The sequence below is a fragment of the Blochmannia endosymbiont of Camponotus nipponensis genome (genome assembly GCF_009827135.1).
Classification (GTDB): Bacteria; Pseudomonadota; Gammaproteobacteria; order Enterobacterales; family Enterobacteriaceae; genus Blochmanniella.
Genome location: NZ_CP046534.1, coordinates 673,406 through 697,827 on the forward strand (window position 1 = coordinate 673,406; position 24,422 = coordinate 697,827).

The following is a 24,422-nucleotide window of genomic DNA, read 5'->3' on the forward strand; positions in this document are numbered from 1 at the left end:
CATACAAAGTATAAAGTATATAAAATAAAAATGAAATACAAGATTTTTTTTAAAAAAAAATTAATTACAGGTAGTCAGCAATTTATTTGGTGTAGATTACATATGTCAATTTGTGCTTGTTTTTTTTTATCATGTATAATGCATGCGGTTGCAGTGCATGCATTATTTTATTATTTTCATCATTTTGTTGATCAGCCTATTTGCGTGAAAAAATCTAAAATAATTACATTGTCGTTACTACAATCCAATCAAATCTCTCATAAATTGTTAGAAGAGAAACAATTATTAAAACCATTAAAAAAATTACAAAAGAAACAGAATTCAAAATCTACAATATGTGTGGAAAAACAGGTTTTAAATCATTCTAACAACATATTACATTCTGATAAAAATTTTCCTTTAGTTGAAAGAAATAATATTAATATTACCAAATCTACAACACCTTCTGTAGTTTCTCCTACAATATACCATGATCATCCTTATGGGGCCTCTTGTATAATTAATCGTATATATCCTGAATATCCTAATAGAGCGAGAATTTTAGGTATAGAAGGAAAAATTATTGTACAGTATAATGTTAACGTTAATGGGAGAATTGATAATATATGCATATTATCAGCTGTTCCTGTTGGTATATTTGAAGAAAATATTAGATCAGCGATGCGTCGTTGGGTATATGAGAGTAACAAACCAGAAAAAAACCTGATTGTTACTTTTAAATTTTGCTTAAATTCCAGGAAAACATTTGTTAATTAATATTGATTGTAGTAATTTTATTAAATTTTATTTATTGTATTATATGGGAGTAATATTTATTATTATTTGTTGAATTTGTGAATACATTTGATATGATAAAAATCATAGTATATAAAATTTTCTGTATTTCCATATTTAAGTGTCTAAAATTGTAAGTATAAACACCATCTTTCTTAAAGAACTAAAATTTATATTGTTTTAATAATCATATATAAACGATATAAGTAGATTAAAATAACTACAGATAATATATTACTTAAACCATTGATCAGAATCTTAGAAAAAAAGATCCAAAAGTGTGAATAGTGGGCTAAAATTAGTATAAATATAGTTTTTATTAGAAAACATAATAATATTGGTGGTATAACTAGATGGATGTTTCGAAAGCTTACCTTGATACTCAGACACATAGCCTCCACAATAGACTTGTTGTTATTGGTAATAATTATAATCGGGGTTAAACTTATAATCATAGTTAATAGAATGCCTGGAATAATTGCCACCATTAGACCCAATTGTATGAATAACGTAGTGTATAAAATTAATAGTAGTAATTTTGGAAATATTGGTATTGCTAACTTAAGAATGTGTTTTACATTGAAAGACTGATTGTTTTTATCAGACATAGATACTAGATGTAACATGGTTAGCGTACATCCGAATAAAAAAGTATTACTTAGCAGTTTCGATATAATATTAGCAACAGATAATTTTAATAAAATATACTGTTGATCTACCGATAACTCTTTTATCATGCTTTGTAAGCTTACGCCAATAAAATCATATATAAATATAAGATCCTCTTGTTTTGGTAAAAAAATATAATCTAAGGTAGTTTGAATTAATGTTGTAGTAAATATTAATACTGCAATATAGATGCAATAATTACGAATAAAACATAATACATCTTGAGATAGTTTAATTATCATGGTTCCTATAATTTTCTCCAAAAAATATTTTTGAAAAAAAAAGAAATCATATTTTTCAACATTAAATTTATTAAATATGATTAAATATTTAATTTTAAGTCAAATAAAATGTGATTTGCCTAAAACGTTAATGTCATCATGTTTATTGTCAGAGATATTTATAGTTGATTTTTGTCCAGAAACATTGATGATTTATTAAGTAAGTTGAATGTTTTTGTATTGGTGTATCGTATCACGGCATTTTTGTAATTAATATTACATCAATGGATATAAAAGATATTAGAAGCAATGTCCTTTATATTAAATAATATTTTATTTTTGATTATAACACATTTAGATAATTTTTGTAAGCATCTATAATAGTAATTTGTATCAATTAATTGATAATATTTAATTGTTCTATTTGCAATAAAGATAGAATATATATTCTATTTGTACATTTAATGTTTTTGAAAATACATGGATGTTTTCATTAGATGTACTAATTGTTCTAATTGTTTGAGCACTAGCTCTAGATTAGATATATTTTCTTCGATGATTCTTGCGATTTTAGATCCGGAAATAATTCCGGAAGTTCCTAACAATAATGATTCTTGAGCTTGCAGTGGGGTATGTATTCCAAATCCTTGAAGTATAGGTAATTTTTTTGCTTGTTTCTGTAGACATTTAATTACATTGCATAATATAGTAGCATTAATTTTTTTGTTAATATCAATACCAGTTACTCCAGGACGAGATAATAAATAGATATATCCATGTCCCTGAGCGGTAATGTTACGTATTAGTTCTTCGGTAGCATTAGGCGGGCAAATGAATATATGTGCTATTTTATGTTGTATAGCAGCATTGTAAAATGGTAGACTTTCCTCTATAGGAAGATCAGGAATTAATACAGAATCTATCTCTAGCTCTGCACAGTATGAGTAAAAGCTATTTATTCCTTTTTTAAATACTAAATTTGCATAGATTAGTAATCCTATAGGTAAATTTGGATATTTATTACGAATTTTATATAACATCATCCAACAAAGTGACAAGTTTATTCCTGAATTGAAAGCACGTTCCATACTTTTTTGTATTATCAGTCCATCTGATATAGGGTCAGAAAATGGTATCCCTAATTCTAATGCATCGGAACCTGATGAAATTAATGTATCTATGATATGCATGAAAGAAATGGGATCTGGATATCCTACAGTAATAAAAGGTACAAATGCCCCTGATTTATTTTTGTGTAAATCTATAAATATTTTTTGGTAACGATTCATTTTTTATGTATTTTTTGTAATGTATTATAGACTGTGGAAATATCTTTATCTCCACGTCCAGATAAATTGACCACCAAAATTTGTACTTTATTTGGTTGTTCTTCTATTATTTTTAATGCATGAGCTAAGGCGTGAGCAGATTCTAAAGCTGGAATAATTCCTTCATTAATAGATAATTTTTTAAAAGCTGTTATAGCTTCTGAATCCTTAACAGATACGTATTGTACTCGACCAGTATTTTTTAGATAAACATGTTCTGGTCCGACAGATGGGAAATCGAGTCCAGCAGAAATGGAATAGGAATTTTTTATTTGTCCTTCTGAAGATTGTAAGATTGAGGTTTTCATTCCAAAATAAATTCCTATGTTTCCGTGTTGTAAAGCTGCGCTATGATATTCGGTATCAACACCTAACCCTCCGGCTTCTACACCTAATAACTGTACCGATGGTATGTCAATAAAATCAGAAAATATACCGATAGCATTAGATCCTCCCCCGACACAAGCAATAATAGCATCTGGTAAACACTGTTCATATATTTGTATTTGTTTATATGTTTCTTTTCCAATAACACGTTGAAATTCTTTAACAATTGTAGGATAAGGATGAGGACCAGCGGCTGTACCAAGCATGTAATGAGTGTATTCATAAGTTTTAGACCATTCCCGCATGGCTTCGTTACAAGCATCTTTTAGGGTTTTGGATCCGTGATGCACTGGAATAACTTGTGTGCCCATTAATTGCATTCTCAGAACATTGAGTTCTTGGCGTTTTATATCTTTGGATCCCATATAAACACGACATTTTAATCTCAAAAGGGATGCTGCAATAGAAACAGCAACTCCATGTTGACCAGCACCAGTCTCGGCTATTATTTCTTTTTTTGACATACGTTTTGCTAATAATGCCTGTCCTAATACTTGATTAGTTTTATGAGATCCTCCATGTAATAGATCTTCGCGTTTTAAATAAAGTTTAGTGCGTGTGCCTTTTGTTAAATTTCTACATAATGTTAAAGGAGTAGGTCGACCAGCGTAATGATTTAAAAGATATTTTAATTCTTTTTGAAAAATAGGATCTTTTTGAGCTGATATAAATGCTTCTTCTAATTGAGTTAACGCTGGCATCAGAATTTGTGGTACATATGTGCCTCCAAATTCGCCAAAATAAGACTTTAATTTTACCATATTAATTGTTTTTATTCTTTTTAATTGTTTAGAATACGTTTATTTTTTTTAATAAGACCTGAGTATTTGAAATATTTTGATGAGTTTCTGATGATTTTTAATACCTGGTCTAATTTCTACTCCAGAATTGAAATCTAATCCGATACAACCTATGCGTGCCGCTTTTTCACAATTATTAATCGTTAACCCTCCCGCTAGAATAATTTTGTCTAATGGCATGTTAGCAAGCAGTGACCAATCAAAAGTTTTACCGCTTCCTCCCCCATTATCTACTAAATAGCGATCCACATTTAGTATATCATATTTTGGTAATGGTCTATGATTCATATTAATACTTTTCCATATATAACATGTAATTGGTAGTCGTGTTCTTAAAATGTTAATATAACTTTGATCTTCTGTGCCGTGAAGCTGTACTGCTGATAGGTTTAATCTATTGACTGTATTGACAATACAGTCAATAGTAGCATTATAAAATACACCAACATAACTTAAACCTTTTACATGGGAAACAATATGTTGCGCGACCATGATATTTATGCAGCGAGGTGAATCGGAAATAAAAATTAATCCTCCGTATATTGCTCCTAATTTATGCGCAATATACGCATCTTTTGTTCGAGTGAGTCCGCATATTTTATTTTCTCCTAAAATTAATTTTTTGATTGCTATACCAATTTTTGGTTGAGACATTAATGCTGTTCCAATTAAAAATCCATTAACATAGTGTCTAAGCTTTCTTATGTGGGAATAATTACTAATACCTGATTCGCTGATTATCGTGATTGTGCTGGGTATATGTTTGCTGAGAGTAATACTACGATTTAAATCAACAGATGAATCATGTAGGTTGCGATTATTTATACCGATCACTTGGGCTCCTAAATTTTTTGCGCGTTTTAATTCGTCTTCATTTACTACTTCTGTTATCACGCCCATACATAATGTATGAGTTATTTTGACTAATTTTTGGTAAGTTGCATCATCTAAAATTGATAGCATTAGTAAAATAGCATCGGCCTGATGTAGGCGTGCAAAATAGATTTGCCATTCTGAAATAAAGAAGTCTTTACATAATATTGGTTGTGTTACTATATTGCTTACTTGGCGTAAAATATCAAAGTTTCCATGAAAGTATTTATTGTCAGTTAATATTGAAATAACTGAGGAATAATGTTTATAGGTTTGGGCTATCCTGATAGGATCAAAATCATTATTAATAATACCTTTAAAGGGAGATGCTTGCTTACATTCTAATATAAATATTGTTTGTTTTTTTTGTTTGGATATAGTGCGATAGAAATTACGCTGACTTGTTTGTATTTTGGTTTTTAAAAGACGTAATGGATGTTGTTTTTTTTGATTAGCTATCCATATTTTTTTATGTAATAAAATTTTATCAAGTATTGTGTGTTGCATATTTTTATATCCTACTTTTTGATAAAGACATCAAACGAACGTAAGGTATACCATGATTTATTTTTTCTAAAGCTAATTGTACATTAGTACGTAGATTATCATATCCAAATAATGTTAATAACAGTGCTACATTGGCCGCTATTACAGCTGAATGTGCAGGTTGACCTTTTCCTTTCAATGCATTTATTACGTGTTCGTAAGCTTGTTTTCTAGAGTTACAACATAGTGTTTCTAGTGGGTAAGAATCTAATCCAAAATCTGATGCCGTCAAAGTATAATTGTTTATGATGTCATTACGTAATTCTGCTATATGAGTAGGGGCATGTAATCCCACTTCATCTATTCCTCCGCAATGTACTACTATTGCACGATTATATTTAAGTAATTTTAATGTTTGAACCATGGGTAATAATAATTCTTTTTTATATGCACCAATAAGGGTGACTGGAGGTTTAGATGGATTTATTAATGGGCCTATTATATTAAATAATGTGGGAGTTTTTAATTGCTTGCGTATTGGCATGATGTGATGTAGTACTGTATAGTATTGAGGGGCGTGTAAAAAACATATACCTAGTTCGTCAAAGTGTTTAAGTGCTTGTTGAGCACTATTTTCTATGTATACATCATGTTTTTCTAATAAGTCTGTTGATCCTGTTAGGCTAGATATACTACAATTTCCATGTTTAATGATTTTTGCGCCACAAGTTGAAGCAACGATAGCGCTAGCTGTGGAAATATTGATGGTATTGCTATTATCTCCTCCAGTTCCTGTGATATCTGCAAACAAGCTATTTGGACGTGGGAAGGGTTTTGAATGAGCTAACAACATATTCACGGCGCCTATGATTTCTTCAAAGGTTTCTCCGCGTACCTTCATACTTATCAATGCAGCAGCGACTTGTATTGCAGATAATTTTTTTTCTATAATGTTATGGAATAACATTTCACTTTGTTTTTGGTGCAAATTTTTACCTCGGTATAAGATGTCTAGAATATCCTGCATGTTATTTTTTTTCCTTGTATAAATGCATTGCCCATGCGATAGTTTGCTGAATAAGTTGTGTTCCATGAGTAGTTAATATGGATTCAGGATGAAATTGAAAGCCACAAATTCTATCAGAGTCATTACGTACTGCCATTGCTGTGTGCTTATTTAAATAGGCATTAATTTTTAAATTGTTAGGTATCTCACTACCTATTAACGAATGATATCGTCCTGCTAGTAAAGGATTTGGTATATTGGAAAACATAGCTAAATTATCGTGGTGTATTAGAGAAGATTTTCCGTGAACAATTTCTTGTGATTGTGATATGCGTCCTCCATAAAATTCTATGATGGCTTGATATCCCAGACAAATCCCAATTATTGGGATTTGTCTGAATAGTTGTTTTATTAATTGAGCCATGCATCCAGCTTGGCTGGGAGATCCGGGACCCGGGGATAACATTAAAATTGGATCTATCATATTTAATAATGTGTTTATAATGATTGATGTGGGTAATTGATTAGTATATATCAATACTTGATGCCCATTGTCACGTAATTGATCAACTAAATTATATGTAAATGAATCAATGTTATCTAGCAATACTACGTTAACCATGTCAGAATAACTCCTCAGCACCATGTGCTGTGGCAATGGCACGCAAAACAGCACGTGCTTTATTACGACTTTCATCGGCTTCAAATTGAGGTATGGAATCTATTACTACACCAGCTCCTGCTTGTACTGTAGCAGTTTGATTCGTAACGTAAGCTGATCGAATGATGATACATGTATCTAAATTTCCAGAACCAGTTAAGTATCCAATAGCACCTCCATAGGTATTACGACGTGCTCCTTCTACTTCATAAATAAGTTGCATTGCTCTAATTTTAGGAGCTCCAGTTAATGTACCCATATTCATACATGCACGATAAGCATGTAGTACATCAAGATCATGGCGTAATTCTCCTACTACTCTAGATACTAAATGCATAACAAAGGAATATCTATCTACTTTTAATAAATCAGCGACATAACGACTACCTGCTTTGCAGATACGTGCTAAATCATTTCTTGCTAAATCTACTAACATTAAATGTTCTGATACTTCTTTATGATTTAAGCGCATTTCTAATTCTATACGGTTATCTGAGTCTGTATCTAATGAGCCATCAGCGTGATAAGTTCTGGGTCGTGTACCAGCGATGGGGTAGATTTCAATTTGACGAGTATCTGCATTATATTTTAAAGAACTTTCTGGAGAAGCCCCGAAAAGTGTAAATGTTATATCTTGCATAAAAAACATGTAAGGACTAGGATTATTAGTTTTCAATACATGGTATGCTGCTAATGGTGAAGGACATGGAAGAAAAAAGCGTCTTGAAGGAACAGCTTGTAAAATTTCTCCTTGACGTATAGATTGTTGTATTTTTTGTATAATTCGTTTATATTTTTTGTCGTTTGGATCACAGTGTAACTTCATATTGCTTATTTTTTTGTACGGAATAGCTTGTGGTGTTTGGTTAAGTTGAGCTTTTAATTGATTCATTCTAGTTTGTAATCGATTTTTTTCTAGTATGTTTGAATTAAATACAGTAGTTTGTAATGAAGCGGTATATTTTTTATGATCAAAAACTAATAATGTTTCCGCTAAGTAGAAACAGTAGTCTGGGAATTTATGAGTATTGATCAATTGTGGAAAAGGTTCAAAACAAGATATTAAATCATAGGAAAATAAACCTCCTAAAAATATGGCTTTGGGTATGTTTTTGGGAGATTGTATTATTTTTAATAATGCTCGTAAACAATCGAATATCGAAATTGATTGTAGACGTGTATCCTCATCAATCGTTGTTTGTATTGTAGGAAACATTAATTTTATTTTATCAGAGGTAGTATTGATTTTTACTTTTACAGGAAATGTTTGTTCTAGTAATGGGAGTAAACTTGCACCATTTTTAGTCAAAGCTTGTACAGTGACGATAGTGCCATACGCGGTAATACGTAAGGCGCTGTCAATAATCATCATGCTTTCTATGTTATTTTTGTTATTAATTTCTGCCGATTCTAATAATAATGTTGAATTACGTTTATTACATAATTGATAAAAAACTGCTGCTGGATTGGAATGATAGCGTACTTGAATGTTTAAACATTCTGTTTGATTTGTTGTAAATCCCATTATTTCATTGTCCTAGTTATTTATTTATAAAAGCACCTTATTTATATTAACGATGTAATTGGAATATTTTCAAGTATATTAAATATTTTAATAAATATTTAATTATTAGAAACGGCTTATATGAGTGAAATACTCAATTTTCTTGTGTTGTGATTATATAATTATTCTACAAAGATACGAATACTAATTGTGTTAGTAATACTAGTTTTTTTTTTAAATGTCAAATAATGATAATTGCAAAGATAGTAAAAACATTTTTATTAAATACAATTAATGCGATCATGTTACGTAGTTTTATATGCGGTAAAATTATTGTAATGAATATAAAATTTTACAAAATTATTAGCGTGATATATATAGTTCATCGCAGTTTTTATACTCATTAATGATATTAATTGGGAAGTTGTATTATCAAAATAAATTATAAATTGAATTTAATGAATATGTGGAAATAAAGAACACAAATATATGAAGGCATATATTTAATAATGGTTTTAGTTATGTGGTGTATTATATATATATTAGTGTTATAGTTTGCTATTATATTTATTTGATTTATTAATTATATTACAATTGCGTTAACATTCAACCGAATATACTATACAATTTTTAGATTAGTTAGTGGTGTAATTTATAAAAAATTAATTGATGTTAGTATAATAGTTAAAATATAGAAAGTAATTAATGATAAATGTAATAAAAATTTTTAATTGATTGTTTAAAAATTCATTTAATGTTTATTTTTATTATTAAATAACTTTAGATTGGTTAATAGTGATCAAAAGTGTTAGCTTATGTTTGATTATGAAATAGTCATTTTTTGTATAGTTAATTTGAGTCAGAAGTATGAATAAAAGTAGTTTGTTCATCAGTCTTATTTTATAAATAAAGAAAATAGGGTAATTTATTTATTTTTTTATGTTTTTGTTTATGTAAGTTACTCAATTTGAGTTAATTGGCAATTAATATTAAATATAGTTATATAGAAAATATTTTGATTTGATATATGTAATTGTACTTGTATCATATTTTGCTATAAATTACCCAAAAATAAATTATTAAATGTTTCGGCGTTTGAAATATTTTAATTAGTTAAATTATAATGATGATACATAAATCATTACCGTTCTATATTAAAACAACATGAATTAAGAATTGGATGCAGCTATCAAAAATAATCAGTGTAATTATTTTATTTATGCCTAAAATTTTACTGAGTTAATAAAAGAGACTAAAAAATTAATAATAATAATAGTATCGTAGATCGTGATCTGATACTATTATTATAAATATTATTTGTAAATAGTATTGTGGTTGTTATTTTTGTTTCAAATAGCGTATTGTTACGGGGTATATGAAGAATTTAGTGGTTGATTTGTAATTTATAAAAGATAACTGTTACTATTGATATATAGTATCACATTTATTGTTATACATATCAATATAATCTATATCTTATAATCACAAATATATTATTTGTTTCGGAAATATTTTCAAATATGTCAATTACGGTTTGTGTACTGAATCAAATGTATATATACATAATAAGTATTAATTTGATAAAATAGGTTGATTGTGGCTATTTCAATTGAAGTAGTTTTTAATTAAAAAATTTAATTGATTGTTTGTTGATATGTAAGTAAATCGTTAAATATATTATAATGATGGCAATTGATTATTTGATAAAAATTTTTTGTAAATATAATTTTTTAAATTGTAATTACATGTGTTCAAGACTGGAAAATCAACAATGAAATAAATTTTAAAAAAAATTTTTAGAATTAAATGTAATATTAGTACATATCAGCAATTTTTACGTAATATTATAAATCCATGAAGTTGGTTTTTAATGTATTTAATTAATAATTCAGATTTATTTTTAAATCTATAAGAACAATTAGAACACATTATATACAATGATAACGTTATGAATAATTATTGTATACGGAGCAAATATAGAAAGTTATACCGATTACAGTTCAATGAATTGTTATTTGTAGATAATCAATAATTTTATTAAAAATTTATTAATTTGAATGTGTTTTTAATTAAGTCGATGAAATTAAAAGGAAATAATTTAGCATGAAGTAGATAGATATAGGGAAGATAAAAGATATTTTTTATAAAAAATGAGGGTGATCATTCAGCAAATATCATATGATTACATATGGCTCAAAATAATATGATTTATGTGATGAATTGTAGAAACAGGATAAATAATAATACATTCATGTTAATTTTGTCAATTAATGTATTCTTAATACGTGAGATTAAGCTCATAAACTCTTCTATATTACAATGTAATGGTGATAATGATTAGCCATATATTTACATATGTGTATTATATATGTTTTATATAGACAACAAGCCTGTTGTTATTTTTTTTAATATATATAGTAGTTGCTAAAAAATATTTTTTTGTATGGTAGACATTTTTAATTTCTTTGGGAAGCCCACATAATATATTTTTTATTATACGATTTTTTATTTATGATAGTTATAAAATAAATGTCCTAATTTAGATGCTTTGGTATCTAAATATCTAGAATTTTCTGGATTTCTTCCTACTATTAATGGAACTCGTTCTGTAATGTTAATACACGATTTATTTAAAATTTCTACTTTTTTGGGGTTATTGGTTAAAATACGTATTTTTTTTACATACAATAATTTTAAAATATCTGCACAAATAGTGAAATCTCTTTCATCAGGAGCAAAACCTAAACATTGGTTTGCTTCTACTGTATCAGCTCCATGATCTTGTAATGCATAAGCACGGATTTTATTTAATAATCCTATATTACGTCCTTCTTGTCTATGATAGATTAAAATACCACGTTTTTCTTCTGTAATGCAATGCAATGCTGTTTTTAGTTGAAAGCCGCAATCACAGCGTGAACTAAATAAAGCGTCACCCGTTAAGCATTCAGAATGTATTCGTGTTAACACTGGATCTGATCCGGTTATATTTCCGTATATTAACGCAACATGATGATGTCCGGTAAAATTTTCCTCAAAACCTACTATTAAAAAGTTCCCCCAAAGTGTTGGTAGTCTTGCTTCTGTCACACGCCTAAGTCGCATGTTATCACCTCTCCAAAGATATAATCAAGAATGTCTATTTCTATATTAAAGCATTGATAGTTTTTCAATAATCACATTGAAGTATACAATATGTTATATATAATGATATTCATATTATAATTATTTTTGATGTAATAATGTTTTAATTAATTATTAAGTACTCAGTGTATATGACATGGTTTTGCGATATGCATAATTACTAAAAATTAGTATGATCAATTTTTATTTTTATAGTGATATTTTTCAAAAAATTGTATCTGAAAAGTAATATTCATTAGATAATTAAAACCTATAACAGTATAATATACTTAAAAATATTTATGAATATCTATCATAGATTATTGATCTAATTAAAATTTTAATATATATAAGCAACATATGTTACTTTTCAGATATGTCTAATGATTATAGATTAAAACAGATATTTCGCCCGAATAATTATAGTTTGATGATAAATGTTAGTAAATAATATATGAGTGATAAAATATCATACTGAATATTTAATTTTTTTATATAAAATAAATATAGTAATGACAATAAATAGCGATATTAGTATATAATTGTACAGTAGTTCTATGTTTCTTGATTTGTATGAATCATTAAAAAATTGTAAATTGTATATTTTGAATATCTATGTAATTGAAATTTTATGTTATTTCTAACAAATATAATTATTGATGTATGCAAGTAGTGTGATTCAAATTTTATAAATTTTGATTTTTTATATTTCCTTATTTTTATTATAAGCACAAAAATTATATAGAAATGCATGAGTATATACAAATAAAACTATGAATTTTTTTATATAAAATGAATCAAAAATAATTGTGTGAGATATAAAACGTGTATTTTTATAATCAAAATAATATAATAATAATTGATAACAGTAGCTGTAAAAGGATATTTAATTTTGGTTAATTTATTATTAGTTTTACACAGAAATAAATAGAAGAATATGTTTGTCTATATCTTGATTATATAGAATGGTTTTAAATTAACAGTAAATAATGATGATTAGAATTGTTATCAATATTATATATATATTATTATGACTGTATATGCATAAAGGGACATGTAGACATAAATTTGTTTATGTTGATTAATATTACTAAATAATAATAGATATATTAAATTAATTTACGACTATATCAATATATTTAACTAAATGTTAGTTAAATATATTGATAAAAAATGGGAGTATTTTTTATACTTTTAATATTATTTATCATAGTAATTTGATGCAATTTATTTCTAAACATAAGTTTTTGATATCTATTTTTATAGATTATGCTTATTAATTAGAATAAAATAACATATATAATATTTTAAAGTATAGCTAACAAGTGTTTTATGTTTAATGTTATTGGTGTGATATGACGAAAATCATAAATTAAAATAAATAATAGAATTACAATATTATAGATGTTATTGAAAATAATGGTGTAATATCAATAAGTTTATGAAAATATTTTATAATGTTACCCTATATAATTAAGAATATATGAGCGTTTTCATATTCGGTGAAGGGAAATTTTATGAAAAATAACAGTATTATCATGATCTATTTTTTGAATCATTGATATATTAAATGTATTCATTATATAACTATAACAATACAAGTTAAATTTAGGAGATATGGGTATGGTTTTGCTTAGTAATAAGCGGATTTTAATCACCGGCATGATTAACAATCGGTCTATAGCTTATGGTGTTGCTCAAGCTTTACATAGAGAAGGCTCTGAATTAGCCTTTACTTATCATACCGAAAAACTAAAATTAAGGGTGCAAACTTTATCTAAAAATTTCGGCTCTGACATTGTGTTGCCATGTGATGTGTCTGAAGATTCTTGCATAGATAAATTGTTTGTTGAATTAAAAAAAAGGTGGTTGACTTTTGATGGCTTTGTTCATGCAATAGCGTTTGCTCCTACTGATCAGTTAATAGGTGATTATGTAGATACTGTCACTCGCGAGGGATTTGTGTTATCTCATGTTGTTAGTTCTTATAGTTTTGTGAGAATAACTAAAGCATGTAGAAGTATGTTAAACAATGGTGCATCTTTAGTTACATTAACTTATTTAGGTGCTATACGGGCTATACCTTATTATAATGTTATGGGATTAGCTAAAGCTTCATTGGAAGCTAATACTCGTTATATGGCTAGTGCTATGGGACCGGAAGGAATTCGTGTTAATGCAATATCTTGTGGACCTGTTCGTACCTTAGCATCGTCTGGTATTAAGAATTTTAAAAAAATGTTACTGCATTACCAAAAGCAATCACCAATGCGTCGTAATATTTCTATTAAAGAAATAGGGAACGTTGCTGTATTTTTATGTTCTGACCTATCATCTGGTATTACTGGTGAAGTGATTTATGTTGATGGCGGATTCAACATAGTGGCTAATATAAATGATGTAGAATGATTACTAATATAATTAATTAATGGTGGATTGTAGTATTATGTTGTTTGTATATTTGCTTCATTTTTATAAAAATTATACAGAGATGTGTATTATTTGTGATATTGTACTTTTTTGTTAATATTCTTTAGATAATGGTGGTAGATAATTTATTTATAATGGTTGTTAATATGAAACAAATATTTAATTTTTTTATAATGTTGTTCATATTTAAAATATGATGGAGATAAAAAGAATTTATGTTTTGAGAATCAAAATTAGAAATGCTAAAAAATTTTAGTATTATATATGATATATAAAAATAGGATAAACATGCAATATCATATCGTACCGGTTACACATTTTCATCAAAATTGTTCAATAATTTGGTGTGAAATAACACATGAGGCTGTTTTGGTAGATCCTGGGGGAGAAAGTGACAAATTACGGTTGGAAATTGATAAATTAGAAGTACATGTAAATAAAATTTTATTAACTCATGGTCACATTGATCATGTTGGTGGTGCAATGGAATTGCAGCAATATTATAGTATTCCAATAATAGGACCGAATAAAGCTGATCGATCATTATTAGATAATTTATTTGTTCAATGTAGTATATTGAATGTAGAGATTCCTAGCAGCGATGTTACTGCAATTGTTCCAGATGTTTGGTTAGAAGATGGAGATGTAGTACGTGTAGGTTGTGAAGTTTTTAATACACTACATTGTCCAGGACATTCTCCAGGCCATGTAGTATACTGGAATAAAATGAGTAAATTCGTAGTGATGGGAGATGTGTTATTTAAAGGTAGTATTGGTCGCACAGATTTACCAGGAGGGAATATTACAACATTGCTTCATTCTATTAAAACTAAGTTATTACCATTGGGAGATGACGTTCAATTTTTACCAGGGCATGGTAAAATGTCTACAATTGGGCATGAACGGGCGAATAATGTTTTCATAGTATAATTATTGTGATTAGAGTAAGTTCATAAGATAAATAAGAAAGAATTTAGTTGATATGATTATTTTAATTTGAGAAAAATGAACTTTTTTATTATGTTTTGAAACAAAATTATTTGAACTTAAAACATATGAACGCAACTTCATATTTTACGTTTTACATTTTAATTAAAATTATTCAAATATATTAGAATATTAAGTAAATCACCTATTTGTGTTACGAATAGCCACAATTATAGCTTTTAGTTATATTATGTATAATGTTAAGTATCTGATCCTAATAGTATGATGATTGTGTGTCTTGTAAAGTTTTTATTATAGCTCTACTTACATATATGATGTTATCATCTGATAAACCAGCCAAATTAATTCTACCTGCGCCTACTAAATAAATACCAAATTGATCCCTCAATTTAATTACTTGATTTTCGTTAAATCCCATGAAAGAAAACATACCACACTGGTGCTTAATAAAATCAAAATTTTTGTTTTTGCTATTATCTTGTAAAGTATTCAACAGTAAGTTTCTCATGTGATTAATATGTTCCCGCATGTTTTTTAGTTCTTTTTTCCATATAGATCGCAGAGTACTATTGTGCAATATTAAAGATACAATGGATGCTCCATGTGCCGGTGGGTTAGAGTAATTACCACGAATAACAACTCGCAATTGACTTAATACACGTTCTGCATCATCATTGCTATTAGTTATTATGGTACATGCTCCTACTCGTTCGTTGTATAACCCAAAGTTTTTAGAATAAGAATTGCAAATTATCAATTCTTCATTTTTTTTACAGAAAATATATAGCCCTTCAAGATCTTCTCTTAATCCTTTAGAAAATCCTTGATAAGCTAAATCAAACAAAGGTAACCACTGGTTTTTTGCAGATAACTCGGATAAGACGTTCCATTGTTCGGTATTAGGATCAATGCCTGTAGGATTATGGCAACAACAATGAAATAATACAACATCATTAGGTTTAATATTTTTTAAACTTGAGTATAACTTATCAAAATTTAATGAATGAATATTGTTATCGTAATAAGGGTAAGTATATACCTCTAATCCTGCGGCAAGGAAAATGTTTCTGTGATTTACCCAACTAGGAGAGCTAATCCATATACGTTTAGATTTAGTGTTCTTTACTATAAATTCAGCTGCAATACGTAATGCACCAGTGCCTCCGGGAGTTTGAACTGTTCGTGTGCGTTTTCTTGAAATAATAGAATCATCATTTGGTCCAAATAACAAATTCTGAGTAGCGGTATTAAAATCATGTATGCCCTCTATGCTAAGATAATTTTTATTGGTTTCATGTTTTAACAGCCATTCTTCGGCTTGTTTAACACTAGATAAAACAGGAGTGTTTTTCATTTCATCAATGTATACACCTATTCCGAGATTAATTTTATTTTTTCGTTTATCAGTATCGTAAATTTCTGATAAACCAAGAATTGGATCAGCAGGCGCCATTCTAATAGACTCAAACATAACATACATCCGTATTTATTATAATATGCATAATTCTATATTTATATCAAAACTATTATTGTTTGCCAACTATTTATATTAAAATTTTTAATTTAAATATAAAATAATAATGGATATTATAGTTTGATATAGATATAACAGATTATTTTTAAATACTACAATTATATTTATTTTTATTTTATGTAAGTTTATATATAGATATTGTTAAAAGTTAATATTTTTTGATGTTCTGGGAAAAGGAATGACATCTCTAATATTTTTTATTCCTGTAACATATATCATGAGTCGTTCAAAACCTAGTCCAAATCCTGAATGAGGCACTGTTCCGTAGCGCCTCAAATCACGATACCACCAATAATTTTCTTGTGTTAGATTATTTTCTTGTAATCTCTGATCTAATTTATATAATCTTTCTTCTCGTTGTGAACCTCCAATTATTTCCCCGATTCCAGGTAATAAAATATCCATAGATGCTACAGTTTTATTATCATCATTTAAACGCATATAAAAAGCTTTGATGTTTTTTGGGTAGTTTTTTATTATTACGGGAGATTTAAAATATTCTTCCGATAAATATTTTTCATGTTCAGAGAACAAATTTTTTCCCCAGTGTATTGGGTTATTAAATCGTCTATTGCATGTTTTTAATAATTTTATCGCTTCGGTATATTCTATATGATTAAATTTAATATTAGTGCAATATTCTAAACGGGTAATAATATTTGTGTCAATTTTTTTGACTAAGTATTGCATATCATCAGAACGAACGTTGAGGAGTGTTCTGATGATATCTTTTAATAAGAATTCGGCTAAAACAATAATATTATCTAAATTCATAAATGCAGCTTCTGGCTCTATCATCCAAAATTCAGCCAAATGTCGATTGGTATTAGAATATTCTGCTCTAAAAGTTGGACCAAAAGTATATACTTTTGTTAACGCACAAGCATAAGCTTCTGCATTTAATTGCCCCGATACTGTTAAAAAAGCCTTTTTACCAAAAAAATTACAGGTGTTATCATCAGTATGGTTTAATTTTTTTGGATTATGTAGAACATGTTGATTTTCTGAGGTAGACACGGAGAACATTTTGCTGCTTCCTTCAGTATCATATGCGGTAATTATAGGAGTAGGAATCCATAGAAATCCTTTTTTGTGCATAAAGTTATGAATAGCTTGCGCTAAAGTATGCCTGATGCGAGTAACAGCACCAATTATATTAGTACGTGGACGTAAATGAGAAACCTCACGTAAGTATTCCATAGTATGTTTTTTAGCAGTGATCGGGTAGGTACTAGGATTTTCTATCCATCCTAATATTTTAATTTTTTTTGCAATTACTTCAACGTTTTGTTTAATACCAATGGATTTAGTTATTGTTCCTACAACTATTATTGAACAGCCACTAGTTAGACGTAATATTTCATTTTTATAATTATATAAATTGTCACATGCAATTATTTGTAATGGGGCTGTACAAGATCCATCGTATAAATCAAGGAAAGAAATTTTAGCCTTAGAATCTCGTCGAGTACGAATCCAACCTTGTATGGTAATTTCAGTATTTTTTGATATACATCCACATAATATATCTGCTATTGATACTAAATTCATACTATATCTCCAAATTTTTAAACTAACAGTATTTTTATGTTTCAGGCACATTACAAATTTAATGATCATGTACCAAAAATTGTATTCGAAATAATTGTAATATATAATGAATAGCTGCATTTTTTATTTCTTTAAATTATATTTCTGATCCAAGTATAGAAATAATCATCATAACTTAATGCAGCACTTCATAAATGATAAATAATAATTATGTTTTTATATGAAATAAATGTAATTTTTTGATTACATTGGTTACTATGATGCATTAAAATTCAAAATATCTTATATTTTATGTACATATTTCAAAATATTGTAGTTTTGTTAAATAACCCAACTTTTAAATCAATAGCAGTATAAATTATTTTTCCATCACATAATACTTCTCCGTCAGCCATACCCATAGTAATTTTTCTGTTAATAATTCTTCGGAAGTGAATAAAATAAGTAACTTTTTTAGATGTAGGTAGAACTTGTCCAGTAAATTTTACTTCTTTTACTCCCAAAGCTCGTCCTTTACCTTCTCCTCCGATCCAACCAAGATAAAAACCTACTAGTTGCCACATAGCATCTAACCCTAAACATCCGGGCATGACTGGGTCTTTAATAAAATGGCAATTAAAAAACCACATATCTGATTGGATATCTAATTCTGCTTCTATAAACCCTTTATTATAATTACCTCCATTTTTAGTCATTTTTATCACACGATCCATCATAAGCATATTAGGGGCTGGAAGTGTAGGTCCATTTTTTCCAAACAATTCACCTCTACTCGAAGCTAATAGATCTTCTTTTGTATAATATTCACGTCTATTAAACATAGTACATCTCATCCTATGAATATACTTACTTATATTAATAATAATTAAATGTGACATTTATTGCATGTGATCATACTCCATATATGTGTGATGCAGCATTGATGAAAAAATTTTGTTTTAATAAAAGTTTCGATCATTATGTTTTAATGAGATTTAGGATAATATACAAAATTTAATGTTTCATTTTATTATATTTGTTATAGTCTGAAAACATTATTATTTATTAAATATATAGCAATTTATTTTAATGAAACAATTATATATGATATATATGACTTATAATCGTAAGTATTTTATGTGTAAAACATAACTGTCAATAATGTCATCAATTATATAAATATGTATGTTACATGAAACATTTTTATTGAATATCATTAATATAATTGTGTGTGCATATATAGTATTCTATAAAAATTAATTTGTATCAGGTTAATCTATGAATATAGATCATAATAAAAACAATGTTAATTATAATGATAATTATTTATAATTTTGATATATATCATATATATTTATAATAATGGCAGTTCAAATTTTGAAAAAGTAATTGGTATATTTAGGATAATGATATCATTTGTACAATACAGATGAAAGATTACTTGACTATATATGCTGTTAGATTTAATTGTTTATTATAATTGTTATTTAAGTTTAATGCGCATTAACAGGTATATCTAATGATTTTAAAAATTGTTATCTCATTTTATTATATTTATGTTATGAATATAATTATTAAAAATAGGATGGTATCGCCGTGTAGTAATGTGTTTTTATACAAGTTATGTGATGTAAATGTTAATTCCTTAATCGTGGTGTTTTCAGTTGTAAACGAATGGATTCAGAAAGCTCATCTAAAGTTGTTTTCTCTAGATGTGTGAGAACATTTTCATATCCTAATTGTACTTCTGCTAAGTAAGTGTGTATGGGTTTTCCTTCTTCGTCTTCCATTACAACATGATACCATGGTGATTTTCGTAGGGTGTCATTTTTTGTAACTTCATCTAACGTGGGTTTTTCAAGAGAATATTCGGGGTCTATATCTATTATCACCCCTAAGTATCCTAATAGTTTATGTCGAACTTGTTGTCCTATACCAAATTTACTAGCTATCATGAACACTCCTTAAAATTATATTATTTATTAGACATAATGAAGTAGATATGGGATAAGATGATAAAATCAAGGGTAAATTATTATTAAGTAGATCTGATGTAAATAAAAATTATCATGCTTTAATGTTGAGTAAATTTAACAGGTATTAGTATAAATTTTAACAACGTTTAATTAAGTAATTTAGCTTAATTTTTAAAATCGTTATTTGTTGTATTATAAACATTTAATGGGTTTAGGTAGACCTGAAATCTTTGCAATTTTTTGAGCCGCAGATCCTTTTGGAAATAATTGAGCAAGATACTGGCTATTTCCTTTTTCTTTGCCGTATTTAAGTGCTATAGCGCTAATTAATAGTCTGATTTTTGGTAGCGTATTAAATTCTTCATAGAATTTTCGCACGAAATATATAATTTCCCAATGTATTGCATTAAGTACAATACCGTCTAGTTTAGCGATTTTTATTGCAATTTTTTCATTCCAATCTTCAATGTGCATAAGATATCCTTGTGCATCCGTATTAGCGTTTATTTGGTTTTTTTGCATAAATTGTTCCTTTTGAGTACGGTGTAGCAATTATCATTATTATTGCACCATAATATACAGAAAATAAAAAATAATTTTTGGATTTAAATATAATTGCAATATATCGTAATTTACGAGCATATGTATTTTTACAATAATAAATTTTCTTAAATTTTACTATATATTATATACTATATATATAGTTATATATATAATCTAATAATAAACTTAAAAATATAGTTTTTATCAGTTATAAGAATTATCTAATTCAAAATTTGATATTAATTTAAGTATGAAAATTTATAATTTGTAATATTAGTTGTGATCATGTAAACGTATATGCGTGATATGCGTTAAAATAGTAGCATTGATTTTATTATTTAAAATATTTTGGAGGAGTGGCCGAGTGGTTTAAGGCGCCGGTCTTGAAAATCGGTAATGAAAAACGTTCTAGAGTTCGAATCTCTACTCCTCCGAAAATTTTTGTTACTCATTAGGTCTAATGAGTATTTTTGTGTACTTTAATTAAGTACAAAATAACTAATATTTTTGTTAGTTTTAGAGCTGTGATAAAAATGTATTATTTTCTAAATTTTTATTTACTGTCAATTAACATAGTTTGTTATTTTTATCATATATGAAGATTATATATGAAGAGAGATATCCCGAAATTTTATATTTTAATTCTTTAGTGATGTGATAAACATATATTAATATTGAAAAATTTAAAAGATTTTATTAGTTTGTTGAGCATGAAAATAATTATTTATCTCATAAATTTATTGGGTCGTGTAGGATTTGAACCTACAACCAATTGATTAAGAGTCAACTGCTCTGCCATTTTGAGCTAACGACCCAAATTATATTTTGGAACATATTGTCATATTATTACTAATACTACATTTTGCAGTGTTTATTGCATTGAAATAATAATGACTGTTATATATCATATTTTTGTTAAATTATCTAAAGATAATTTAACAAAAATATGTGTGCTATATATAGATTATAAATATTTGTGTTTATTATATTAATTATTGTAATTCTAATTTTATTTTATTGTTTCTTCAGCCTAATGATAAAAATAATTAACAACGAGATTTGTTATAAATATCTTCTGGTGTAGGATATATAGTGGTATAGTTGGTCTTAATTATTGAAAATATATTGATATATCTTATATATTTTATAAGAATATTCATGTGTGAGTGCACATTCTTAATATGTAGTTTTTTAGTTGTAATATTACAATTGTGTTAAATTGTCTGTTTTTATATGCTATGAATTTTATTAATATACCAACGTATTTTACTTTATTTCGTGTTGTGGTAGTGCCATTTTTTACAGTGGTATTTTACTTGCCTATGAGTTGGGCGTCAATGGTATGTACTGTTATATTTTTTATTGCGGCTGTTACAGATTGGTTTGATGGTTTTTTGGCTCGTCGTTGGCAACAAACTACTAGCTTCGGTAAATTTTTAGATCCAGTAGCAGATAAAGTTATGATAGTTGCAGCACTTATTTTAATAGCTGAACATTTTCATGTATGGTGGATTACGTTACCATCCTCTGTTATGATTATTCGTGAAGTGATTATATTAGCTTTACGTGAATGGGTAGCTGAAATTGGGAGTCGTAATGAAATTAGAATATCTTGGATTAGTAAGATTAAAACATTTGTGCAAATGTTAGCTTTAACTGCATTATTATGGAGTCCTGATGAATGGATAGTAATGACAGGAATTATTTCGTTATATGTTGCTGTTTTATTAACATTTTGGTCTATGTGTCTTTATTTATATGCTGCACGGCATGACTTGTTCGGTTATTGATTGCTATATAAATAAAATATTTTTAAAGGTTACAATTTAATATTTTCTGTAATTTAATTAATATAAATATTTGTTAATGTTGTAGCGTATATGATTATGTATATACTTTTTTGAGTAGGTAGCATAGTACTGATTTTAAATATCTCTCATATAAGAGATGTGTATTTATTTTTTAAAAATAAAGAAAATGGTTTTATGGAGATCGTTTGTTTACTATATTAAAGATCTTCACATTATTCAGTTATTCAGGAATAATGTGTATTATTATATAGATATATATGAAATTGTGATTATATATTGATTTGATTGTATTAATTTTTATGATATGCTTCTAGCCAATTTTTTTCATCAGGCGCGTTGGCAGAGTGGTTATGCGGCAGATTGCAAATCTGTATAGCTCGGTTCAATTCCGAGGCGCGCCTTTTGATGATGAATAGCCCGGGTGGTGGAATTGGCAGACACAAGGGACTTAAAATCCCTCGGTTTTATCCGTACGAGTTCAAATCTCGTCCCGGGTAATTTTCAGAATAATATGTAGTACGTAGAAAAAATTTTGGAATATTAGAGACGGTTTTTATTTAAAAAAATAATCATTAGTCGTGTTTTAATGTATTTGTACCATACAATGATACATATAAATATACCAGTTTTTTTGTGATAATTATTTTTAATTTTTGGAAAATCTGCGTGTAATGTTTGTCGGTATACCGGAACGGTCTTTTATTGCTTGATGTACTATTTTATAGTCTATATTTGAATCATCTGTTAATATAGATTGTATTTTTTTTTTTAAATATGCTGTTATTGATTCTTCTGAGGGATTTTCTTCATTAATGCAAGATAATGGATTATGAATTTCTATATATTGCATGCCATTTGCTTCAATAGTGCTTTTTACGGGTTCGTTGATAAATCGCACTTTAGTGCCGACAGGAACAATATGAAAAAGATATTCAATGTCTTGAGGGCGTAATCTGATACAACCACGAGTGATTCTAAGACCTATTCCAAAATTTTTATTAGTTCCATGAATTGCATAGTTTTTTTCTAAATATAACGCATATAACCCCATGGGATTGTTAGGACCTGCTGGGAAAATTGTGGGCAGTATTTCTCCATGTTTAATATATTCATTACGCATATTTTTTGTAGGAATCCAAATTGGATTTTTTTTTTATATTTAATTGAGGTCATCCAGTTAGATGGTGTTGCATGTTTAACTGTTCCAATAGCTATCGGTAATACAATGACAATATTGTTGTTTTCAGGGTAATAGTATAATCGCATTTCAGCGCTATTAATCACAACACCTAAACGAGGTGTATTTGGTAAAATCAATTGATGTGGAATTATTAGGCGTTTTTCTGAATCTGGAAGATATACGTCAACATTTGGATTGGCTTCCAACATATTACTTATTCCTACTTGGAAGTGTTCAGAGAAAAATTCAAGAGAATGTATGTTATTTTTAGGCGTAAAAATTTCTATATTTTCTCCTATTAACCTGTTATTGGGATCAGGCAGTAAGTAAACAGTTGCAGAAGTAAAAGAATGATATAAACCCATGATAATATATATCGAATGATAGAAAAATACCTTTATATTCATATTTATTTACTTTAGATCAAATATCTATATTTTATGCTATGAAGATAGGTGTTATATAAACTTATTGTTTAATACTTTAGAGTGTTGAGTGAACTTATAATAAATCAATTTAATTCATCCATTATATCATAAAATTATAAGAAAATTTCAATAATATATAATAAATTTATTTTAGCTGATTTTGCAATGATTTCTAAGGTGAATAATAATATTTTTAATAAATTTAATAAT

The 24,422-nt window shown here is 27.6% G+C and carries 17 protein-coding genes, 4 tRNA genes and 1 pseudogene; 7 read left to right on the forward strand and 15 right to left on the reverse strand.

Translation table 11 applies throughout. The features are described 5' to 3' along the window. The first annotated feature begins 30 nt into the window (after nt 1–30). Complete coding sequence (locus tag GN161_RS02790; protein ID WP_159715342.1) at nt 31–756, forward strand: TonB family protein; 726 nt, start codon at nt 31–33, stop codon at nt 754–756. Nucleotides 757–944: 188 nt separating this feature from the next. Here GN161_RS02790 and GN161_RS02795 read toward each other — a convergent pair whose 3' ends face one another. From GN161_RS02795 to ribA, 8 genes are all read right to left on the reverse strand, one after another. Further along, complete coding sequence (locus tag GN161_RS02795; RefSeq protein ID WP_159715344.1) at nt 945–1,685, reverse strand: YciC family protein; 741 nt, start codon at nt 1,683–1,685, stop codon at nt 945–947. 440 nt (nt 1,686–2,125) lie between these two features. Next, a complete protein-coding gene (trpA, locus tag GN161_RS02800; RefSeq protein ID WP_159715346.1) occupies nt 2,126–2,953 on the reverse strand; it encodes a tryptophan synthase subunit alpha in 828 nt (275 codons plus the stop codon). After that, a complete protein-coding gene (trpB, locus tag GN161_RS02805; RefSeq protein ID WP_159715348.1) occupies nt 2,950–4,140 on the reverse strand; it encodes a tryptophan synthase subunit beta in 1,191 nt (396 codons plus the stop codon). The genes trpA and trpB overlap by 4 nt, the downstream gene beginning before the upstream one ends. 48 nt (nt 4,141–4,188) lie before the next feature. Then, nucleotides 4,189–5,559 (reverse strand): bifunctional indole-3-glycerol-phosphate synthase TrpC/phosphoribosylanthranilate isomerase TrpF, encoded by a 1,371-nt coding sequence (trpCF, locus tag GN161_RS02810; protein WP_159715350.1) that lies wholly within the window; start codon nt 5,557–5,559, stop codon nt 4,189–4,191. A gap of 4 nt (nt 5,560–5,563) precedes the next feature. Further along, entirely contained in the window at nt 5,564–6,565 is a 1,002-nt protein-coding gene (gene trpD, locus GN161_RS02815) for an anthranilate phosphoribosyltransferase (RefSeq protein ID WP_159715352.1), read from the reverse strand. Between the two features lies 1 nt (nt 6,566). Further along, entirely contained in the window at nt 6,567–7,166 is a 600-nt protein-coding gene (locus GN161_RS02820) for an aminodeoxychorismate/anthranilate synthase component II (protein ID WP_159715354.1), read from the reverse strand. Nucleotide 7,167: 1 nt separating this feature from the next. Continuing rightward, entirely contained in the window at nt 7,168–8,730 is a 1,563-nt protein-coding gene (locus tag GN161_RS02825) for an anthranilate synthase component 1 (protein ID WP_159715356.1), read from the reverse strand. 2,484 nt (nt 8,731–11,214) lie between these two features. After that, nucleotides 11,215–11,814 carry a GTP cyclohydrolase II gene (ribA, locus tag GN161_RS02830; protein WP_159715358.1) on the reverse strand — a complete coding sequence of 200 codons (600 nt, stop codon included), beginning with the start codon at nt 11,812–11,814 and terminating at the stop codon, nt 11,215–11,217. Between the two features lie 1,641 nt (nt 11,815–13,455). On the opposite strand from ribA, the gene GN161_RS02835 reads away from it, so the two are divergent. Then, on the forward strand, nt 13,456–14,241 hold the full coding sequence (locus GN161_RS02835) for an enoyl-ACP reductase FabI (RefSeq protein ID WP_159715360.1): 786 nt from the start codon (nt 13,456–13,458) through the stop codon (nt 14,239–14,241). Nucleotides 14,242–14,550: 309 nt separating this feature from the next. Further along, nucleotides 14,551–15,192 carry an MBL fold metallo-hydrolase gene (locus GN161_RS02840; RefSeq protein WP_159715362.1) on the forward strand — a complete coding sequence of 214 codons (642 nt, stop codon included), beginning with the start codon at nt 14,551–14,553 and terminating at the stop codon, nt 15,190–15,192. A gap of 271 nt (nt 15,193–15,463) precedes the next feature. On the opposite strand, the gene GN161_RS02845 is transcribed toward GN161_RS02840, so the two are convergent. The 5 genes from GN161_RS02845 to GN161_RS02865 all read right to left on the reverse strand — a co-directional run bounded on the left by GN161_RS02845 (nt 15,464) and on the right by GN161_RS02865 (nt 20,772). Then, nucleotides 15,464–16,681 (reverse strand): amino acid aminotransferase, encoded by a 1,218-nt coding sequence (locus GN161_RS02845; protein WP_159715364.1) that lies wholly within the window; start codon nt 16,679–16,681, stop codon nt 15,464–15,466. 204 nt (nt 16,682–16,885) lie between these two features. Beyond that, nucleotides 16,886–18,295 carry an asparagine--tRNA ligase gene (gene asnS / locus GN161_RS02850; RefSeq protein WP_159715366.1) on the reverse strand — a complete coding sequence of 470 codons (1,410 nt, stop codon included), beginning with the start codon at nt 18,293–18,295 and terminating at the stop codon, nt 16,886–16,888. Between the two features lie 302 nt (nt 18,296–18,597). Continuing rightward, nucleotides 18,598–19,116 carry a bifunctional 3-hydroxydecanoyl-ACP dehydratase/trans-2-decenoyl-ACP isomerase gene (gene fabA, locus GN161_RS02855; protein ID WP_159715368.1) on the reverse strand — a complete coding sequence of 173 codons (519 nt, stop codon included), beginning with the start codon at nt 19,114–19,116 and terminating at the stop codon, nt 18,598–18,600. A 795-nt stretch (nt 19,117–19,911) separates the two neighbouring features. Beyond that, nucleotides 19,912–20,229 carry a heat shock protein HspQ gene (hspQ, locus tag GN161_RS02860; RefSeq protein ID WP_159715576.1) on the reverse strand — a complete coding sequence of 106 codons (318 nt, stop codon included), beginning with the start codon at nt 20,227–20,229 and terminating at the stop codon, nt 19,912–19,914. Nucleotides 20,230–20,442: 213 nt separating this feature from the next. After that, nucleotides 20,443–20,772, reverse strand: coding sequence for a TusE/DsrC/DsvC family sulfur relay protein (locus GN161_RS02865; protein ID WP_159715370.1), 330 nt, complete (start codon nt 20,770–20,772; stop codon nt 20,443–20,445). 371 nt (nt 20,773–21,143) lie between these two features. Between GN161_RS02865 and GN161_RS02870 the strand changes: the two genes are divergently transcribed. Further along, nucleotides 21,144–21,227 (forward strand) — tRNA-Ser (locus GN161_RS02870). A 307-nt stretch (nt 21,228–21,534) separates the two neighbouring features. Here the strand turns inward: GN161_RS02870 and GN161_RS02875 are convergent. Beyond that, a tRNA-Lys gene (locus GN161_RS02875) sits at nt 21,535–21,608 on the reverse strand. Between the two features lie 423 nt (nt 21,609–22,031). On the opposite strand from GN161_RS02875, the gene pgsA reads away from it, so the two are divergent. From pgsA to GN161_RS02890, 3 genes are all read left to right on the forward strand, one after another. Next, on the forward strand, nt 22,032–22,583 hold the full coding sequence (gene pgsA, locus GN161_RS02880) for a CDP-diacylglycerol--glycerol-3-phosphate 3-phosphatidyltransferase (protein ID WP_159715372.1): 552 nt from the start codon (nt 22,032–22,034) through the stop codon (nt 22,581–22,583). A gap of 351 nt (nt 22,584–22,934) precedes the next feature. Further along, nucleotides 22,935–23,005 (forward strand) — tRNA-Cys (locus GN161_RS02885). Nucleotides 23,006–23,019: 14 nt separating this feature from the next. Continuing rightward, nucleotides 23,020–23,101, forward strand: a tRNA-Leu gene (locus GN161_RS02890). Nucleotides 23,102–23,250: 149 nt separating this feature from the next. On the opposite strand, the pseudogene GN161_RS03305 reads toward GN161_RS02890, so the two are convergent. Continuing rightward, nucleotides 23,251–24,191 (reverse strand): annotated as a pseudogene (locus GN161_RS03305) (L,D-transpeptidase family protein). Nucleotides 24,192–24,422: the final 231 nt, after the last annotated feature.

Bases quoted from the DNA above. Each gene is read 5' to 3' on its own strand.
- GN161_RS02795 (WP_159715344.1), bottom strand. From the start codon at position 1,685: ATGATAATTAAACTATCTCAAGATGTATTATGTTTTATTCGTAATTAT.
- fabA (WP_159715368.1), bottom strand. From the start codon at position 19,116: ATGTTTAATAGACGTGAATATTATACAAAAGAAGATCTATTAGCTTCG.
- GN161_RS02825 (WP_159715356.1), bottom strand. From the start codon at position 8,730: ATGGGATTTACAACAAATCAAACAGAATGTTTAAACATTCAAGTACGC.
- GN161_RS02835 (WP_159715360.1), top strand. From the start codon at position 13,456: ATGGTTTTGCTTAGTAATAAGCGGATTTTAATCACCGGCATGATTAAC.
- GN161_RS02865 (WP_159715370.1), bottom strand. From the start codon at position 20,772: ATGCAAAAAAACCAAATAAACGCTAATACGGATGCACAAGGATATCTT.
- hspQ (WP_159715576.1), bottom strand. From the start codon at position 20,229: ATGATAGCTAGTAAATTTGGTATAGGACAACAAGTTCGACATAAACTA.
- trpA (WP_159715346.1), bottom strand. From the start codon at position 2,953: ATGAATCGTTACCAAAAAATATTTATAGATTTACACAAAAATAAATCA.
- ribA (WP_159715358.1), bottom strand. From the start codon at position 11,814: ATGCGACTTAGGCGTGTGACAGAAGCAAGACTACCAACACTTTGGGGG.
- trpB (WP_159715348.1), bottom strand. From the start codon at position 4,140: ATGGTAAAATTAAAGTCTTATTTTGGCGAATTTGGAGGCACATATGTA.
- GN161_RS02840 (WP_159715362.1), top strand. From the start codon at position 14,551: ATGCAATATCATATCGTACCGGTTACACATTTTCATCAAAATTGTTCA.
- GN161_RS02845 (WP_159715364.1), bottom strand. From the start codon at position 16,681: ATGTTTGAGTCTATTAGAATGGCGCCTGCTGATCCAATTCTTGGTTTA.
- GN161_RS02790 (WP_159715342.1), top strand. From the start codon at position 31: ATGAAATACAAGATTTTTTTTAAAAAAAAATTAATTACAGGTAGTCAG.
- asnS (WP_159715366.1), bottom strand. From the start codon at position 18,295: ATGAATTTAGTATCAATAGCAGATATATTATGTGGATGTATATCAAAA.
- GN161_RS02820 (WP_159715354.1), bottom strand. From the start codon at position 7,166: ATGGTTAACGTAGTATTGCTAGATAACATTGATTCATTTACATATAAT.
- trpD (WP_159715352.1), bottom strand. From the start codon at position 6,565: ATGCAGGATATTCTAGACATCTTATACCGAGGTAAAAATTTGCACCAA.
- pgsA (WP_159715372.1), top strand. From the start codon at position 22,032: ATGAATTTTATTAATATACCAACGTATTTTACTTTATTTCGTGTTGTG.
- trpCF (WP_159715350.1), bottom strand. From the start codon at position 5,559: ATGCAACACACAATACTTGATAAAATTTTATTACATAAAAAAATATGG.